Origin of the sequence: Hymenobacter crusticola (genome assembly GCF_002154225.1) — a bacterium.
Classification (GTDB): Bacteria; Bacteroidota; Bacteroidia; order Cytophagales; family Hymenobacteraceae; genus Hymenobacter; species Hymenobacter crusticola.
Map to the genome: position 1 here is coordinate 101,020 of NZ_MTSE01000012.1, position 17,675 is coordinate 118,694.

Here is a 17,675-nt window from a genome sequence, read left to right on the forward strand (position 1 = left end):
CAAACGACTCCTGGCGCTCCTTTATCCACGCTTTTTACTATTCCTTTCTGGTGAAACCCTCTTTACGCCCCTGGCAACTTGTGGCTGTTGTGGCCGCTACGTGCACACTCGGCGCTGCCCAAGCGCAAACTCCAACCAAAGCGTTTAAATCGGCTAAGCGCGACGCGGCGCCGGTAGAACGCCCCCACGCGCAAATCGTGATTGATGGTAGCGCAGCGGCGGCGCGCACTCCGCAGGCCCTTCCTGTCACGCCGCACCTCCAGACACTAGCGCGCCCCGTAGCCACGGGTACTTCCTCGCGTGTTGTGCAAGCTACCCGCGCCCAGGATTCGGGCTTGCCGGTGATGCTGAAAGCTAACACAAAGACCAGCAGCCGCGCCGCTAAGCCCACTACGCCCGAAGCCGCTAGCTTCACCTTCTTGCAAGAAGTGCGGCAGGAGCTGGGGGTACAACAGCCCGCGCAGGAGTTTCGGGTGGTAGAAGCCTCGCGCGACAACCTAGGTCAGACCCACGTACGCTTAACCCAAACGTGGAAAGGCTTGCCCGTATACGGCTCCGAAATCGTGGTCCACCTGGATGCGCAAGGGCAAGCCAACTTGCTCAGCGGACGATACTTCCGCTCGCCGAGTCAGCTCACCAACACAACGCCAGCGCTGCCCGCCGCTACTGCTGCCTCCCAAGCCGAAACCCAGTTGCGCACCAAAACCAAAGTGCAAACGCTCTCGGCCGACGCCAAACGCCTGCTGCATTACGCGGGACCTAGCTCGGAGTTGGTGATCTTCCACGCGACGCCGGGCAGCGCGCCAGTGCTGGCCTGGCACGTTACCACGCGGCCGTCGCTCGTGCAGCGCTGGGAGTCGTTTGTGGATGCCCGCACCGGCGCCGTGCTGCAACAATATGAGTCGTCGTGCACGACCGACGGCCCCCGCACGGCCACGGGCGTTGATCTCAACGGCAAAACGCAAAGCCTGCACACCTACGAGTACAGCAGCAAGTTTTACCTGCTAGATGGCTCGCAGGCGATGTTCAACCTAGGGCAATCGAAGCTGCCCGACGAGCCGGTGGGGGGCCTGCTCACCATCGACGCCAACAATACCTACGGCGATAAGGCCGTCATTACCCACGTCAACAGCGCCAATAATACTTGGGCAGCTGGTCAGAAATCGGCTATTTCGGCGCACTACAACGCGGGCATTGCCTACAGCTATTACCGCAACACGCATAGTCGCAACTCTTTGGATGGCCAGGGCGGCACGATGATTTCGATGGTGCGCGTGGCCGACGATGATGGCACCGGCCTCGACAATGCGTACTGGAACGGGCGCTTTATTTCCTACGGCGAAGGCAACGTAGGTTTCTCACCCCTCGCCGGCGGCCTTGATGTGGCGGGGCACGAAATGACCCACGGCGTGGTAGAAAAAACCGCTAACCTCGAATACAAAGGCCAAAGCGGCGCCCTCAACGAGAGCTTCGCCGACGTGTTTGGCGCCATGATGGACCGCGACGATTGGAATATTGGCGAAGACGTGGTGAAGCGCAGCTCCTTTCCGAGCGGGACTTTGCGCTCGTTATCAGACCCGCACAACGGCGGTGGCAGCCTCAACGACCGGGGTTTCCAGCCGCGCACTATGAGCGAGCTATACACCGGCTCGCAAGACAATGGCGGCGTACACATCAACAGCGGCATTCCGAACTGGGCCTTCTATAAGTTTGCCACCGCCATCGGAAAGGAACACGCCGAGCAGGTATGGTACCGCACCCTCACCACTTACCTCACGCGTTCTTCGCAGTTTCTCGACTTGCGCCTAGGGGTCATTCAGGCTGCTACCGACCTTTACGGAGCTAGCTCTACCGAAGTAAACGCCGCCCGCGCCGCCTTCGATGCTGTTGGCATCTTGAACGGCACTTCCCAACCAACGCCTGGCCACAATCTACCCATCAACCCCGGCCAGGATTACATACTCTCCTACGATACCGACGCCAGCACCCAGGGTACGTGGTTCATTTCCAACACAGAAGCCTCTAATTTTAGCCGGCTCTCCAATACGGAAGCTATTTCAAAACCGAGCATCACCGACCAAGGCAATGTGGCCGTGTTCGTGGATGCGACCCACCGCATCCGGGCGCTTCAACTCAGCAACTCGCCCACCGAATCAATCGTGCAGAATCAGCCCATCTGGAGCAACGCCGTGATTTCAAAAGACGGCTCGAAGCTAGCTGCCGTAACGATGGCTAAAGACACGTCGATTTACGTCTTCAATCTGAAAACCAACCAGATGGCACGCTACAAGCTGTACTTGCCAACTACTGCCGGCGGCCGCGCCACGGGCGTCATGTACGCCGACGCGCTAGAATGGGACTATTCGGGCGAATACTTGATCTACGACTCCTTCAACGCCATCCGCAACGCGCAGGGCACTGCGCTCAGCTACTGGGATATTGGCTTCCTGCGGGTGTGGAACAATGCTCAGAACACCTGGGGCGACGGCCGCATTGAGAAACTGGTGCAAAACCTGCCCGACGGCATCAGCATCGGCAACCCCGTGCTAGCCAAGAACTCGCGCAACATCATGGCCTTCGACCTGCTCGATGAAAACGGCGGCGCCTACCCCTTCTACGTGATGGCCGCCAACCTGGAAACTAACGACATCAAGCCCATTTATGAGGAAAGCGAAGTGGCCGGTACGCCGTCGTTCAGCAAAAACGACGATAAGATGCTCTTCACGGCTCTTACTATGGATGGCGACACGGTAGTGGCCGTAACGAGCCTGCAAACCAGCAAGATCGAACCCAGCGGCAATCCGGCGGTGCTCATCAGCGAGGCGAAATGGGGCGTGTGGTTTACCCAAGGGCAGCGCGTACTGGCCACGGCACCTAAAACGCTAGAACTCGCCGGCTTTGCCGCTTACCCCAACCCAACCCGCAACGAGCTCCATCTCGAAGCCGACTTAGCTGCCGAAGCCACCCTCTACGACTTGATGGGTCGCCCCATACGCACCGGGTTGAAAATCACGCCCGGCCAGCGCAGTACCATTGATATCAGCACCCTAGCTTCGGGCACATACTTGCTGCGCGCCACCAACGGCCAGCGTACAGCAACTCGCCAGATTATCAAGGAGTAAAGCAAACAACCCAGACAGTAAAACACCCCGAGTCAACCGCTGACTCGGGGTGTTTGTGTTTGATTCCCTTAGGAGCTAGAGCTAGCCTAGCTTTTGGCCTCTTGGTGCTCAACTGGAGACTAGCTTCCGCTCAGCAGGAGACTACAGGAGGCAATAGCCCTCGTTTTGCTGCTACCTTCCGCTACAATACTTCCTTCTTTCATTTTCGTGTACGGGCGCAGTTTTGCCGATCGTTGCAAGCGCGGTGCCCAGCCCTTTCCCCTCCCCTCCCATGCAAAAACCTTCTTTCCGGCGTCGTCTTGGATCTTCCCTCCCAGTGGTGACGCTGCTTGTGCTCTTGGGTTTGCTGGCCGCTTTCCAGAAGCCAAAGCGCCCGACGCTCTACCTCATCGGCGACTCGACGGTGCGCAACACCAATGCGCCGCAGATGGGCTGGGGTAGTAAAATAGCTAGTTTCTTCGATACTACCCGTTTGGCCGTCGTGAACCGGGCCATGGCCGGGCGCAGCACCCGCACGTTTATTTCGGAGAAGCGCTGGACCAAAGTGGATTCTATGCTCAAGCCTGGCGACTTCGTCATCATGCAGTTTGGCCACAACGAAGGCAGCGCGCCCGATACGACTAAGGCTGGTCGGCGCGGCGTGCTGAAAGGCACCGGTGAGGAAACCAAGCAACTCACCTGGCCCGATGGCCACCCGGAAACGGTGCATACCTACGGCTACTACCTGCGCAAGTTTGTGCGCGAAACCAAAGCCAAAGGCGCCACGCCCATCATTGCGTCCATGATTCCGCGCAACGAGTGGAAGGACGGCAAAGTGCAGCGCGCCAGCAACGACTACGGCAAGTGGGCCGCGGAAGTAGCTCAGCAGGAAGGCGTGGCCTTCATCGACCTCAATGGCATCACGGCCGACAAGTACGACAAGCTAGGTCCGGACGAGGTGAAGAAGTTCTTCCCCGGCGACCACACCCACACCAACGAAGCCGGTGCCCAAGTCAATGCCGCCTCAGTGGTGGATGGCATCAAGGCCAACAAGAAAATTGCGCTCAATAAATACTTGGCGAAACGCTAGCCTACCGACTAATATATGCCCGAGAAAACCACCTTCCCCCTAGCCTCTTATGAACAGCTAGGTGGCACTACGCCCCGGCTGAGTGCTACTGCCAAGCTAGTTGCCCTGATCGGCACGGCGGTGAGCATGCTGTTGCTCACGCTGTTGATCTGCTCCTTCACACTTCCTAAGGCTACTCCCAAACCGACCCTTTACCTAATCGGCGACTCCACCGTGAAGAACGGCAAAGGCAAGGGCGACGGCGGCCTCTGGGGCTGGGGCAACTACATCGGCGCCTACTTCGACACGACGCGTATTCATGTCGAGAATGATGCCCTCGGAGGAACCAGCAGCCGTACTTTCCAAACTCAAGGCCACTGGGAAAAGGTGCTGACCAAAATTAAGCCCGGCGACTTCGTCATCATGCAATTTGGCCACAATGACAACGGCCCCCTAGCCGACACGGCGCGGGCACGCGGCACCATCAAAGGTGTGGGCGAGGAAAGCCAGGACGTGTACAACCCAATCACCAAGAAGCAGGAAGTGGTGCACTCCTACGGCTGGTACATGCGCAAATTCATCAGCGAAGCCAAGGGCAAAGGGGCTACGACGGTGGTCTGCTCGCCCATTCCGCGCAACGGCTGGACCGCGGGCAAGGTGAACCGCGCTAGCACCGACTACGGCCAGTGGGCCGGCGAAGCGGCCAAGCAAGGCGGCGCTTTCTTCATTGACCTTAACAAGATCATTGCCGACAAGTACGACAAGGAAGGCGAGGAGAAAGTGAAAGCCACGTACTTCAACACCACCGACCATACCCACACCATCGAGGCCGGCGCTAGAATGAACGCCACCGCCGTAGTGGAAGGCTTGCGCGAGCTCAAGAAGTGCCCGCTCACCAAGTACTTAGCGAAGAAATAGTCGCTACCTAGCTTACTGACCACTGCTGCGGTTAGACTACACAGAAAACGAAAGAAGCCACCTAGCTAGGTGGCTTCTTTCGTTTTGGGCGTGGTAAGGGCTAGGGTCGGCCACCTGGTCGGCCGCCTGGTCGGGCACCGCCTTGTGGTGCGGCAGGCGCTGGCGTGGCTTGCTGGCCACCGCCTTCGCTGCCGCCGTTGTCGCCGTCGCCCTTCACGTCATCGTTCTCGATGGAGCGGCGGCGGCGGCGGGGTTGCTGCTGATCTACCCCGATCTTACCGATGCGGTAGCTGAAGTTGATGCGCACGCCCGCGTTGTAGAAGCTGGTTTTCGTCTTCTGACTCAGGATGGGCGACGTGAGCTCGGAGCGCACCACGAAGGGGAAGTTCGCAAAGTTCTCACCTGAGAGGCCGATGCTACCGCGCTTCTCGTTGAATTGCTTGCGGATACCTAGGTTGTAGAATGCAAACGTACCCTGGTAGCCTTGCAGCTGCACCTGGCGGCCCCGGGCCCCACCAAACGCCTGAATGGTCCAGTCGTTCGGGAGCGTCAGGCTGCTGTTCAAACGGCCCGAAATTACCCAACCCGAGTTAGAAGCCCGGTAGATGGAGTTGGCCACGTTGTTGGTCAGGTCGGCGTAGTAGAGGTCGATGCCGCCCCCAATCTGCCACTTCGAGAAGAAGGTAGCGTTGGTGAACAGGTTAATCCCGTAGTTATCCTCGCGGCCGATGTTCTGGTAGCTTGTCCGGATGCCTTGCTGCAACACGGGGTTCACGGGGTCGTTCGAGCGGACGCTGAACGTGTCGCGCACGCTGGTAATGGAGTTGTTGGTGCGCCGCCCAAACACCGAGGCGTTGATATAGAACGCCTTCAACTGGGTGCTGAAACCTAGCTCCACGTTGTCGGTGAGTTCGGGTGCTAGGTACGGGTTACCCGTCGTAATGTTGGTGGGGTTAGCGAAGTTGGTGTTGGGGTTGAGGAACTGAATGCCCGGCCGCTGGAGGCGACGGTTATACGCAAGCTTGAGGGTCTGCCCCTTCTCGAAGCTTTTCGACAGGTTGACGCTCGGAATCAGCTTGCCATAGTTTGGAATGGTACCGAGCGACCCTTCGGAGTTGTTGCTGAAGCGGGCGTCGATAAAGGTGTACTCGTAGCGCGCACCAGCCTTCAGCGTGTACTTGGTCTTGCTGGTGTAGGTGTAAGTCAGGTAACCAGCCGTGATGTTTTGGTCGTAGTTCAGCGAGTTGCTGAGGCGGCTAGCATCTACCTGCTCAATGCCGGTGGCGCGCTGGGTCTGGTAGTAATTGTAGTCGCTATTTACCTGCCGGAAGATGCCCTTGCCCCCGAATTCCAGCAACTGATTTTTCTGCAGCGGCGTCGAATAGTCGATCTGAATCGTGGATTCTTGGTTGTAGCTCTCGTTGTTGTTGCGCTGCCCACTCAGAATGTCGTTGGTCAGCAGGTCGGCCACGAAGTTGTTCGTGCGGTTGTTGCGGCTGTACAAGCCCAGAATGCTGAGTTCTTTTTGTGGCGCGTAGGTGTAGGTATAGGTCAGGTTCGCATCGACCGTGCCCGAGAGGTCCTTCGTTTGCACGTCGCGGATGTTTCCGCTCTGGTACGTGTTCGTAGGCAGCAAAAACGTTTTGGTAATCAGGTTATCCTGATTCGTGATGTTGTTGCGCACCCCGTAGCGGATGTTGGCCGTCAACGACGACTTCTCCGTGATGTCGTAGTCCCAGCCGAGCTGATAGTTGCCAAACAGGCCTCGGTTGCGCGTGTCCGCCGTCTGAATTGTGTTCAGGCTGTTGGTGTTGGTGGTGCCTGCCGTGGTTTGGTCGTTACTGAACGAGCCGCGCACATTGTATTGGCTCCGGCCGAAGCCCCCTAGGTTGAAGCCCATTTTGCCCTTGCGGTAGTTACCGTTCAGGTTCAGGCTCGCGCCCCGGTTGCCGGCACCCACGTCCACGTTCAGGGTTTTGCCGGCTAGGGTGTTCTTCTTGGTCACGATGTTGATAATACCCGCGGAGCCTTCGGCATCGTACTTGGCCGAGGGCGAGGTAATTACTTCCACCGTCTGGATCAGGTCGGCCGGAATCTGCTTGAGGGCATCAGCCACCGAGCTAGCCACGATGGTGCTGGGCTTATTATTAATGAGCACCGTCACGTTGGAGGAGCCGCGCAGCGTCACGTTGCCATCGAGGTCCACAGCCAGCAGTGGCACTTTCCGCATGATGTCGGTTGCGTCGCCGCCCTTGGCCGTCACGTCTTGGTCGGCGTTGTAAATCAGGCGGTCTACTTTCTCTTCAATCAGCTGCTTCTGACCCTGCACCACTACCTCGCCGAGCTGCTGCGTAGTAGCACCTAGCTCGATGGTGCCCTGGTTCAGCGTGCCCCCCCGCTCCGTCACGACCACCGGGCCACGCTCTACGGTTTTGTAGCCCAAAAAGCTTACCTGGAGCTGGTAGGTGCCAGCGGCTACTTGACTGATGTTGAACTTGCCATTATCGTCGCAGGAAGCGCCATCGACGGGTTTGCCCGTGGCCGTATTGATTAGGGCTACGGTAGCAAACGGCACCGGCTTCTTGGTCGCAGCGTCCACCACGGTACCCGTGATTTTGCCGCTACCAGCCGCCGTCGACGTACCCGACAGCACCGCCTGAGCGGGCTGTGGCGGCGTGCCACTGGCCCCGCCCGCCGGCCCTTGTGCCAGGGCAGAGTAGCTAGCTAATGTTAAAACAGATAAAATCTTTTTCATAGGTTACTTAACCAGCCAAAACGGTGGGCTTAACGTGAAGGGGAATTATGAATGCGTGCTGGAAGTTGCGAGCCATACGACGGCGTAGTGCAGGTAACCGTTGCAGCCAGAGGCTTGCGGAAGCGTATTTATTTATGCGCTACGTACGGCAAAACAACGGCGCGGATGCAGGCCGCTAAGCTGAAGTAGACCGCGCGGTCGGGAATGCCGATGGAGGCCGCCTTTCCACCGTTGTAGCCACTGTCGGCTCGGGCTGGTGGGAGTACCTGCCTGAGTCCTACGATTTTGCTTACGTGTTCCCGTAGCTTTTTGACGTGCTTGATTTTAGCCTAACCATAAAATGCTCCCGCTGGTCGGTGGAATCGGGCTTGTGGCCGGTCGGCTCGTTGCTTATGCGCGGCAGCACGTAAGTTTACTTACTCATTCTGCGTGCCGTATCTGTTTCTTCCCTCAAAATGGCTTTTTCGTCCATGCGGCGCTATGTTTCGCCGCTGACTCACGTGCTGGTCTGGATTGTGCTGGGGTTGGCGTTGGTTCTTTTGCAGCCCCGCTGGCACCCCTTGCCGCCCCAATTCTGGGTGAAGCAAGCGAGCTTATTTTTTATCTGGATTGGCTTGTTTTACCTGAACTCGCTGGTGTGGGTACCTAGGTTGTTGTTTCGCGAGCGTACCCTTTGGTTTATTCTCGTAGGACTGCTCGCCACGGCGGCGGTTTGCTTTTTCAGCTACCAGCTAGAGCACTGGTTGCGCTTGCCGGAGCTGTTTCAGAAGCTGACGCGCCCAAACGGCCCGCCCCGTCCGCCCCGCGTTGTCGACCTAGGCACCTTGCTCATCACCTTGCTGGTGCTCGGCATCAGCACCAGCACCACGGTCGTGCAGAAATGGCAGCACGATGCCCAGCTACGCCAAGAGCTAGAGCAGCAGCGCACCACAACTGAGCTATCGTTTTTGAAGGCGCAGATCAATCCGCACTTCTTCTTCAACACGCTTAATAACATCTACGCCCTCACGGCCATCAACGTGGAACTGGCCCGCCAGGCCCTGCATACCCTGTCGCGCATGATGCGCTACGTGCTCTACGAAACCCAAGCTAGCACCACGTTACTAAGTCAGGAAATTGCGTTTTTGCAGGATTACATGGCCCTAATGCAGCTACGACTGACGGATAAAGTCACCGTCACGTTCAACAAGCCCGAGCCCCTGCGCGACGTGCCCGTAGCGCCCATGCTGCTGCTGCCCTTCGTAGAAAATGCCTTCAAGCACGGCGTGAGTGCCACCCAACCTAGCCAGATTCACGTGAGCGTGCAGCAGTGCGGTACCGAGCTAGCGTTGGAAGTACGCAACACGCTTTTCCCCAAAAAAGCCCTCAGCTTCGACATGGGCAGCGGTATTGGCCTCACCAACACCCGCCGCCGCCTCGACCTGCTCTATCCTGAGCGCTACCATCTAACCACCACCGAGTCGACCAGCGACCATGAGTATCAAGTGGTTCTCACCTTGCAGGTGCAGTAGTACCAAGCCAAAGCTTCAGCTATTGCCTTTCGCCCTACTCAGCTACTCTACTACTCCATTACTTTTCTATGACCTTAAATTGTATTGCCGTCGACGATGAGCCGCTAGCCCTAGGGATGGTTTGCGCTTTTATTGAGCAAACGCCCTTTTTGCACTTGGTGGGCCGCTACAGCAGCGCCGTGGAAGCCCTGCGCGGGCTGCAAGAGCAAGCCGTCGACCTGATTTTCCTAGACATCCAAATGCCTGACCTCACGGGCATCGAGCTGGCGCGGGTGCTCGATAAAGGCAAGCCGGGCCTAGGTCCGCGCATTATTTTCACTACGGCCTTTCACCAGTTTGCCCTCGATGGCTACAAGGTTGATGCCCTAGATTATTTGGTGAAGCCCTTCAACTACGAGGAGTTTTTGCGCGCCGCCACCAAGGCGCAGTCGTACGCCGAAGTGCTGCAATTGCCTAGCGCCGCCCCTGCCCTGCCCGCGCCGGCCGCGCCAGAGCCCGAGGAAGAGTACTTGTTCTTGAAAGTAGAGTACCAACTGGTGCGCGTTGCCTTCCGAGAGATTCTGTACATCGAAGGCCTAAAGGACTACGTGAAGGTGCACCTGGCCGACGGCTCGAAGCCCTTGCTGTCGCTCACGAGCCTGAAAGCGCTGGAAGACAAGCTCCCCGCTCGCTACTTCATGCGTATTCACCGCTCTTTTATCGTGGCGCTGGATAAGATCCGGGCCGTGACGCGCAACACTGTGCAGATTGGCTCCGCCACCATCTCCGTCGGCGACCAATACAAGGAGCCCTTTAACCAGTTCCTGAGCCGCTGGACGTAAGCCTAGGCTGCACCTGGTCAGACGTCTTAAGCATTGGACCCGCATCATTGCTCGGCTCACACCTGCTGGTCCGACGGGTTGTCGGCTGCAGTCAGCTACAAAAGCTAGGCGGGCGATTATCGTTCTAGCAACAACCGGTCGGACGCCTAGGGCGTCGGACCGGCAGGCGTGAGTCGGGCAACAACGAACGCGCCGTGGCGCGTGCCTACAGTTCTATCCGAAACTGCGTCCGGCCAGTTGGTTTCGTTTCTAGGCTGAAGTGGAAATTGTGTTGCAGGAGAATATCCCGAATCAGCGTCAGGCCAATGCCTTGACCGTCGCGCTTGGTGCTGAAAAAAGGCGTGAACAGGCGCGGCGCTACTTCGGGCGGAATACCGGGCCCGTCGTTTTCGATAACGATGCCTGCGGGCTGGGCCGTGGTGCTCACCCAAAGGTTGCCGTCGTGGCCAATGGCTTCGAGAGCGTTCTTGCAAATATTGAGCAGGGCTTGCTCCATCTGCTGGGCATCTAGGTTCACGAACAGCGGTCCAGAAGCTAGGTCCCAGTGCCACTTGATGTTGCGCTTTTCACTTTGCACTTGCAAGAGCCGGCAAGTGGATTTTAGCAGCTCGTGCACATCGGTGGGGCGCGGCGTGGGCGCAGGCAGGCGCACCAGGTTGGCGAAGCCGGCAATGAAGTTAGCTAGGTGCGTGTTGCGGTTGATGGATACATCCAGGGCCTCCGTGAAATCGGGTTGGTCGTCGGTGCTGAGCTGCGGGGCGTAGTAGTGGAACGATTGCAGAATGGAGTTGACGGCGCCGATGGAGTTGTTGATTTCGTGCGACATCATCCGGATCAGCTTCTCATACGCCTGCTTTTCCTGCCGAATCAACTCCTGGGTCAGTTCTTCGAGCAAGATGAAGTAGCGCGTGAAGCCCCGATCCAGAAAGTGCGACGAGCTAGCCCGGTAGGTCTGTAACCCCGACAGCTGCACCAGCTGCGGTTGCCCCGGCTGCAATGCTCCCAAGGCCCGCCCCCACTCTCCGGGCAGTTCGGCGGGCTTCTTTCCAACTAGTTCGACCGGAGCTAGGCGCAGACATTGTTCTGCTGCCGGGTTCAAGCCCTCAATATTGCCATCGAAGCTGAGTAGCAAAATGCCGGCGGGCGAAGCGGCAATGAGGCGTTCGAGCAGGAAGCTCTTTTCTTGCTGAGTTACGCGCTCATGCCGCAGCTCGTCGATCATGGTGTTATAAGTATCAATGAGTTGGTCCATCTCGGTCTGGCCGACCGGAAGAAACTTCATGGTAAAATCTCGGTCGCGGATGGCTTCGGTGCCAGCGGCAATCAGGTTCAGTGGCCGCACAAACCCCCGGTACAGCTGCACGCTGACATACGCCGTGCCTAGCAATAACACCTCCGTGGCCATAAACAGCCACATATTGGACTCCCGAAACTGAAAAGCTAGCCCCGCAATAGCCGCGTGAATGAGTACGACGAACAGAATATACTTGGTGCGGAGGGTCATGCCGTAAAGAACGGTGTAGCGACGCAATATTTTGCGGCGGTCAATTGAATGGCTCGGTCTGCACCTAACCTCAGCAACCAGGAGACGTAAAAGCTTGCGTCGCTACTGCGCAGCATCGTACGGAATGTTAAATTTCTCCAAACGCCGGTACAGCGCCCCGCGGCTCAACCCTAGCGCTTTGGCCACGCGCGAGAGGTTGCCCGAATAAAAATCCACGGTTTTGCGGATCATCTGGGCTTCCATCTCGTCGAGGGTCATGAGGCCGACGGCGGGCAGTTCGCCGGGCTCGGGGGCTTTGGCGACGCTACGTTGGGCTTGAGCCTGAAAGTCTTCGGGGCCTAGCTCATCTTTGCCGCTCACGAGCACGGCGCGCTCCACTAAGTTCTTCAGCTCCCGGATGTTGCCCGGCAGCTGTTGCTCGCGCAACCAGTGCAAGGCGCGGGTATTTACTTTCAGGGCGGGCCGGTTGTAGGTGGTGCGCAGGTTGTTGATGAAGTGCTGGGCGAGCAGCGGAATATCGTCGGGCCGCTCGCGCAGGCCAGGCAGGCGCACCGTAATGAGGTTGATGCGGTAAAATAAATCTTCCCGAAAACGGCCTTCGCGCACTTCCTGGGCTAGGTCGCGGTTGGTGGCGCAAATCACGCGGATGTCGAGGGAGCGGCTACGCGAGTCGCCGAGCACTTCGTAGGTGCGGTCTTGCAGCACGCGCAGCAGCTTCACCTGACTACCGAGGTCGAGCTCCCCGATTTCATCGAGGAAGATGGTGCCGCCGTTGGCCATTTCAAAGCGCCCCTGGCGGTCGGCTTTGGCGTCGGTGAAGGCCCCGCGGCGGTGCCCAAACATTTCACTCTCAAACAATGACGCCGAAATACCCCCTAGGTTTACCTTCACAAAAGGCTTCTGGCGGCGCTGCGAGTTTTGGTGAATGGCCTCCGCAATCAGCTCCTTGCCCGTCCCCGACTCGCCTTCGATGAGCACCGAGGCATCGGTGGCGGCTACCTGGCCCACATTGCGCAACACGTGCAGCAGTTGCGCATCCTGCCCCACGATGTTCTTGAAATTGAACTGCTTATCGAGTTGGCGCCGACCTAGGCTAGCTTCATCCGCTGCGGGCGCTTGGGCGCTAGCTTCGGCCAGGCTCAGGCTGGTGCGGATGGTTTGGAGCAGAGCTTCGTTGTTCCACGGCTTGGTCACGAACTCGGCCGCCCCAGCCTTCATGCCCTCCACAGCCAAGCTGATTGAACCCCAACCTGTGATGAGAATGACCGGCACCTTGGGGGAAATTTCCTTCACCTGCCCGAGCAGCCGCAAACCATCTTGGCCTGAAGTATCGAGCGAGTAATTCATATCCATGAGCACGAGTTGCGGCGCTACTTCGCGCACAAGAAGCAACGCTTCTTCGGGCGTGGCTACTGCCTTGGTGGCGTAGCCAGCTTGCTTCAGTAACAGGCCCAGCGAGGTACGCACGGCAATATCATCGTCGATAATGAGGATCATGGCGGAAAGGAAGGTATGCGAAGGACGGAATTTGCAGCGGCAAAGGAAAGTGCCACAGTAGGTACTTCTGCGGGCTCGTTTTTGAAAGAACTTGCCCGGCGGAGCACTTATTCTTCGCGCAGCGACACGGCGGGCTGAATACCGGCTGCAATACGGCTAGGTTGGAAGGCGCATATCGCCGTCAGGGTATAAATCAGGAGGGCGGCCAGGACGATGGCCATTATATACACCGGCGTTTCGACGCCGAATGCGCCCAGCAGCGGAAACTGCGCGGCTAGTAGCACTCCACCAAGCACCCCAAGGGTCGTCACGACCAGCATTTCGCCCAAGAACTGCGCGCTGATACCCGACCCAGTAGCCCCCATGGCCCGCCGCAAACCGATTTCGGCCTTGCGCTGGTTGATGTTGTACCAGAGCACGCCAAATAGCCCGAGCGCCACGTTGATGATCAGGAATAGCGCCACCACTCCGAGGGCTATTAGCGGCGTCAGCATGATTTTGAGTTTGTCGTGGCGGTTTTCTTGCAGAGTGTTCACTTTCGCTATCCAGCCCTTCGAGATGTCCTTGATGTCCTTCACCACTTGCTGCTCCAGCACGGCACCGCTGCCGGGTTGCACCCGCACCAGCAGCACGGGCATTTCGTAAGCACCGAGCACGGCCGAATCCTGTAAGATGCGGCGGTCGAATATGGCGGGGTCGTTGCTGGCAAAGTCGCTGCCCGAACGGAAGGTCTCTACCACGCCGACTATCTGCCATTCCTCTTTGCCGTCGCTCGTAACGAGCACCTTGCCCACTGGCGACTCTTGCCCGAAGAGCTTTTCAACAAATTTCTGGTTCACCACCACGGGCGGGCGGGTAGCGGCGGCGTCGCGGCGGTCGAACCAGCGGCCAGCCACCACCTTTGGGCGCAGTACTTTCACCATGTCGTCGTCGGCATCGTAGCGCTCGGTCAGCGGACCACCTTTCCCCTTATAAGTGTATTGGGTGGTGTTCATGGTACTGAACGAGAAAGGCGTGTTGGAGCTGGTGCTCGTGACGGCTACCACGCCGGGCGTGCTCTGCAAGCGGCGCATTATCTGGCTCACCTTTTCGGTGCGGTTGAGGGTGTCCTGCCCGGGGTTCACGCTCAGCTCCCACACGTTTTCGTACTCAAAGCCTAGGGGTTGCTGGTAGTTGTAGTAGTTGCTCACCAGCAGCACGCTCACCGCGAAGAGCACGAAAAACGACAGAAGAATCTCACTCATCAGCAAGAAGTTGGACCGCTTGCGATTCCAGATCAAAGTAAACAGATGGCGTATCATGAGAGTAAATCGAGTGATTGAGTGGCTGAGTGACGGAGTGCTAGGGTAACTGAATAGTCGAGTAGTGTCGTTTTAACCTTCACTCAACTACCCTAGCACACCGTCACTCGATATTACTTTCCGCTGCCTTTGAGGGCTTGCACTGGCTGTAGGCGCGACATCTTGAAGGCTGGGTACACGCCCGATACCACACCGAAAATCAGCGTCACGAGCAAGGCCCACCCGAAAATGCGCCAGTTCAGCTCGAAATGCGCATAGGCTAGGATGTCGGAGCCGCTGATGAGTTGCAGGACCACATAGGCAAGCCCTAAGCCTACCAGTCCTCCAAGGGTAGTGAGGAAGATGTTCTCGACCAAGAACTGCCCTACCAGCGTACCGCCGGTGGCGCCGAAAGCCTTGCGCACCCCTATTTCGGAGGAGCGTTCCATGATGCGGCTCACATTAATATTCACCAAGTTCAAGGCCGGCAACAGCATGAACAGCAGGGCCACGCCTCCCAGGATGGAGTAGAACATGCCGAGCCCATCGGTCTGGGTGTCGCCGGCTGTAAGCTGCCGAAACAGTTGCCGCGTGACAACGGCAGCCAGCAACGGGTCGGCGTAGAAGTTCAGGCGCTTCATGTTCTTCGGGTCGGGCAACGGAATGGTACGCACAGCGCGCTGAAACTCAGCTTGCACATTGGGCAGATCAGCCGCACTTTTGGCCGTGATGATAGCGAGGTAGTCGCCGTTGAGGCCTACGTGCTGCAAGTCGTCGGGGCCGGTTGTGATGGGCACCCAGACGTCGGCGTAGGAAATGAAGCGCATGGCGGGCACGTCTTCCACCACCCCCTGCACTCGGTAGCCGATTTGGTTTATCTCAATGGTGCGCCCTATCACACCCTGGTCGGTGCCAAAGTATTGCCGGGCGGTAGTCTGGTTGATAACCGCCACGCGAGCAGCCCCTTTCACCTCCCCATCGCTGAACGCCTTGCCCTGTAGGAAAGTAAAATCGAGCGCCTTCCAAAACATAGCGTCGGTGTAGCGCAGGTCGAGGTCGAGTTTGCGGTTGCCAACGTAGCTAGGGGTAGCATGGAAATTGGAGGCAATGGCTACACTTTCCGGCGTACGCAGGGTACGCACATATTTATTGAGAACGTAGTAGCTCGGCGGCGTATTCATGTTGCCGTCGTTCTTGAACTTGACGTGCAAAAACTGCGCGAACAGCATGCGGTCGAGGTTCGTTTCGGGGGCGTGGGCACCGAAGGTGTGGTCGAACATGGCCACCACTACCAGCAGCACCATCAGCGTGAAGCTGATACCAAATAAACTAATGAAGGTGAAGAACTTGCGCCGCAAGAGCACCTTCCAGGCGAGTTTCAGATAGCTAAGAAGCATGGGAGTTTATCTACTAGTGGTCGTTCTGCTGAGCTTGGCGCAGCAGAACGCCTTCGTTACCTATTAATGGACCTAGCTAACTTGACTGCCGTCGAAGAAGCGAATGAGCCGCTCAGTTTTGTGAGCCATGTTCTCGTCGTGCGTCACCATCACAATGGTAGTGCCCTCTACCCGGTTCAGCCCGAGCAGGAGGTCCATAATCTCGTCGCCCATCACCGAGTCGAGGTTGCCAGTAGGTTCGTCGGCCAAGATGATTTCCGGGGCGCCGGCTAGGGCCCGCGCAATAGCAACGCGCTGGCGTTGGCCACCGGAGAGTTGGCTGGGGAAGTGACGGGTGCGGGCGCTCAGGCCTACTTTATCGAGGGCGGCGTGGGCGCGCTGCCGACGCTCTTTGCCGCTCAGGCCAGCACGGTAGAGCAAGGGCAGCTCCACATTGTCGAGCACCGAGAGGTCGTTGATGAGGTGAAAGCTCTGGAAGATGAAGCCAATTTTGTGGTTGCGCAAGCGGGCTAGCTCCCGGTCGGAGTAGCTCGTTACTGATCGGCCGTCGATTTCGATGGTGCCGCCGGTAGGCTCGTCGAGCAGCCCCATCAAACTCAGCAGCGTCGATTTGCCGCACCCCGACGGGCCCATCACCGACACAAACTCGCCCTTGTTGATGGTCAGGTTCACGCGGTTCAGGGCCACCGTTTCAATGGTGTCGGTTTGGTACACTTTCTCAATGTCGAGGAGCTTGATCATGGGCGTGTTCTTTAGCGAGATAGAAGCGGCAGCATCCGGGAGCAGGGCGCTTTTGGTCAGGGTTGGTTCCATGGGGCGTGCGGTTTGTTTTCGAAGCTAGGGTTTGGAAAGGCACCTTCGTGTTGGCGAGCAAAAGCTAGGGATTGTCCGCTTTTAAGCTACACCAAAGCACTTACCTGTAAGAATAGCCAAGTCGCGTACCACAATTTTAATTATCTACAAATCAACACTTTAACCACACCTAAGCAAGAATGCCGCCCTAAAATATTGTCCATAACCGGACAAGGTGTTCGTTCTTGACGTGCACGCCTGCACGATTTCTGTTCGCCGCGCAGCAGAAAGCAAAAAAGCTAGCTTCTCTCCTCACATGGGGAGAGAAGCTAGCTTTCTTCTAGTAGCGTCCAGACAATAAAAAACCAGCTGCCCGATTCCGAGCAGCTGGTTTTTATGGGTCTGCGCTTTAGCAGCGCCGTTAATTCTTTTTACTAGCGAGTAGTACCGCCGGTGGTAGTGCCGGTGGTCGTAGTGCCAGCAGTGGTACCGGTCGTGGTGCTACCAGCCGTAGTGCCGGTGGTCGTAGAACCAGCAGTTGTACCGGTCGTGGTGCTACCAGCCGTAGTACCGGTCGTGGTGGTACCCGTAGTGGTCGTACCGTCGGTGGTGCCTGTGGTGGTCGTGCCAGCCGTAGTACCCGTAGTGGTGGTACCTGTGGTAGAAGCATCTGTAGTGCTACCGCTTGAGGTAGTACCGGTTGCATCCGACGTAGTTGAGCCGCTGGTCGTGCCGCTATCCGTTGGCGTCTCAGTGCTAGTGGTCGTGCAAGAAGTGAGAGCCGTGCCAGCGCTAAGAGCGAGAGCCATAGTCCAAACCGTCCAAGATGCAGCTTTTGTACGTTTCATAAGGTTTTGGTGTAAGTGGTGAAAGAACAGGGTACTCTTATTTGCACTAATGAGGTGCTAATACGCCAAACGTACTAAATTAGTTCAATAGATCAGCTATATAGCTCTTTATTCACTAACATATTATGGTGTTTTTTGAGTAACTTACAAAATTGGCGAGTATGGCAATTCCGATACAGCTC

General features: G+C 57.5%; 12 protein-coding genes. 5 read left to right on the forward strand and 7 right to left on the reverse strand.

Annotated elements, in window-relative coordinates; translation table 11 throughout:
- Window positions 1-50: 50 nt before the first annotated feature.
- The 3 genes from BXP70_RS19530 (at window position 51) to BXP70_RS19540 (ending at window position 5,088) form a co-directional block, all read left to right on the forward strand.
- Entirely contained in the window at window positions 51-3,122 is a 3,072-nt protein-coding gene (locus BXP70_RS19530; RefSeq protein ID WP_143436587.1) for a M4 family metallopeptidase, read from the forward strand.
- Window positions 3,123-3,393: 271 nt separating this feature from the next.
- A complete protein-coding gene (locus tag BXP70_RS19535) occupies window positions 3,394-4,191 on the forward strand; it encodes a rhamnogalacturonan acetylesterase (protein WP_086595805.1) in 798 nt (265 codons plus the stop codon).
- 15 nt (window positions 4,192-4,206) lie between these two features.
- Window positions 4,207-5,088, forward strand: a complete 882-nt coding sequence (locus BXP70_RS19540; RefSeq protein WP_086595806.1) for a rhamnogalacturonan acetylesterase — start codon at window positions 4,207-4,209, stop codon at window positions 5,086-5,088.
- Between the two features lie 100 nt (window positions 5,089-5,188).
- Here the strand turns inward: BXP70_RS19540 and BXP70_RS19545 are convergent, their stop codons facing one another.
- Window positions 5,189-7,843, reverse strand: coding sequence for a TonB-dependent receptor domain-containing protein (locus tag BXP70_RS19545; RefSeq protein ID WP_086595807.1), 2,655 nt, complete (start codon window positions 7,841-7,843; stop codon window positions 5,189-5,191).
- 455 nt (window positions 7,844-8,298) lie between these two features.
- Between BXP70_RS19545 and BXP70_RS19550 the strand changes: the two genes are divergently transcribed.
- On the forward strand, window positions 8,299-9,354 hold the full coding sequence (locus tag BXP70_RS19550) for a sensor histidine kinase (RefSeq protein ID WP_086595808.1): 1,056 nt from the start codon (window positions 8,299-8,301) through the stop codon (window positions 9,352-9,354).
- A gap of 68 nt (window positions 9,355-9,422) precedes the next feature.
- Window positions 9,423-10,175 (forward strand): LytR/AlgR family response regulator transcription factor, encoded by a 753-nt coding sequence (locus BXP70_RS19555; protein ID WP_086595809.1) that lies wholly within the window; start codon window positions 9,423-9,425, stop codon window positions 10,173-10,175.
- Between the two features lie 205 nt (window positions 10,176-10,380).
- Here the strand turns inward: BXP70_RS19555 and BXP70_RS19560 are convergent, their stop codons facing one another.
- From BXP70_RS19560 to BXP70_RS19585, 6 genes are all read right to left on the reverse strand, one after another.
- Window positions 10,381-11,679 carry a sensor histidine kinase gene (locus tag BXP70_RS19560; RefSeq protein ID WP_086595810.1) on the reverse strand — a complete coding sequence of 433 codons (1,299 nt, stop codon included), beginning with the start codon at window positions 11,677-11,679 and terminating at the stop codon, window positions 10,381-10,383.
- Between the two features lie 102 nt (window positions 11,680-11,781).
- Window positions 11,782-13,176: a sigma-54-dependent transcriptional regulator gene (locus BXP70_RS19565; RefSeq protein WP_086595811.1), complete on the reverse strand. Its 1,395-nt coding sequence runs from the start codon at window positions 13,174-13,176 to the stop codon at window positions 11,782-11,784.
- A gap of 107 nt (window positions 13,177-13,283) precedes the next feature.
- Window positions 13,284-14,477 (reverse strand): ABC transporter permease, encoded by a 1,194-nt coding sequence (locus BXP70_RS19570; protein ID WP_086595812.1) that lies wholly within the window; start codon window positions 14,475-14,477, stop codon window positions 13,284-13,286.
- A gap of 113 nt (window positions 14,478-14,590) precedes the next feature.
- Window positions 14,591-15,853, reverse strand: coding sequence for an ABC transporter permease (locus tag BXP70_RS19575; protein ID WP_086595813.1), 1,263 nt, complete (start codon window positions 15,851-15,853; stop codon window positions 14,591-14,593).
- Between the two features lie 72 nt (window positions 15,854-15,925).
- A complete protein-coding gene (locus BXP70_RS19580; protein WP_086595856.1) occupies window positions 15,926-16,594 on the reverse strand; it encodes an ABC transporter ATP-binding protein in 669 nt (222 codons plus the stop codon).
- Window positions 16,595-17,079: 485 nt separating this feature from the next.
- On the reverse strand, window positions 17,080-17,454 hold the full coding sequence (locus BXP70_RS19585) for a hypothetical protein (protein WP_179197752.1): 375 nt from the start codon (window positions 17,452-17,454) through the stop codon (window positions 17,080-17,082).
- Window positions 17,455-17,675: the final 221 nt, after the last annotated feature.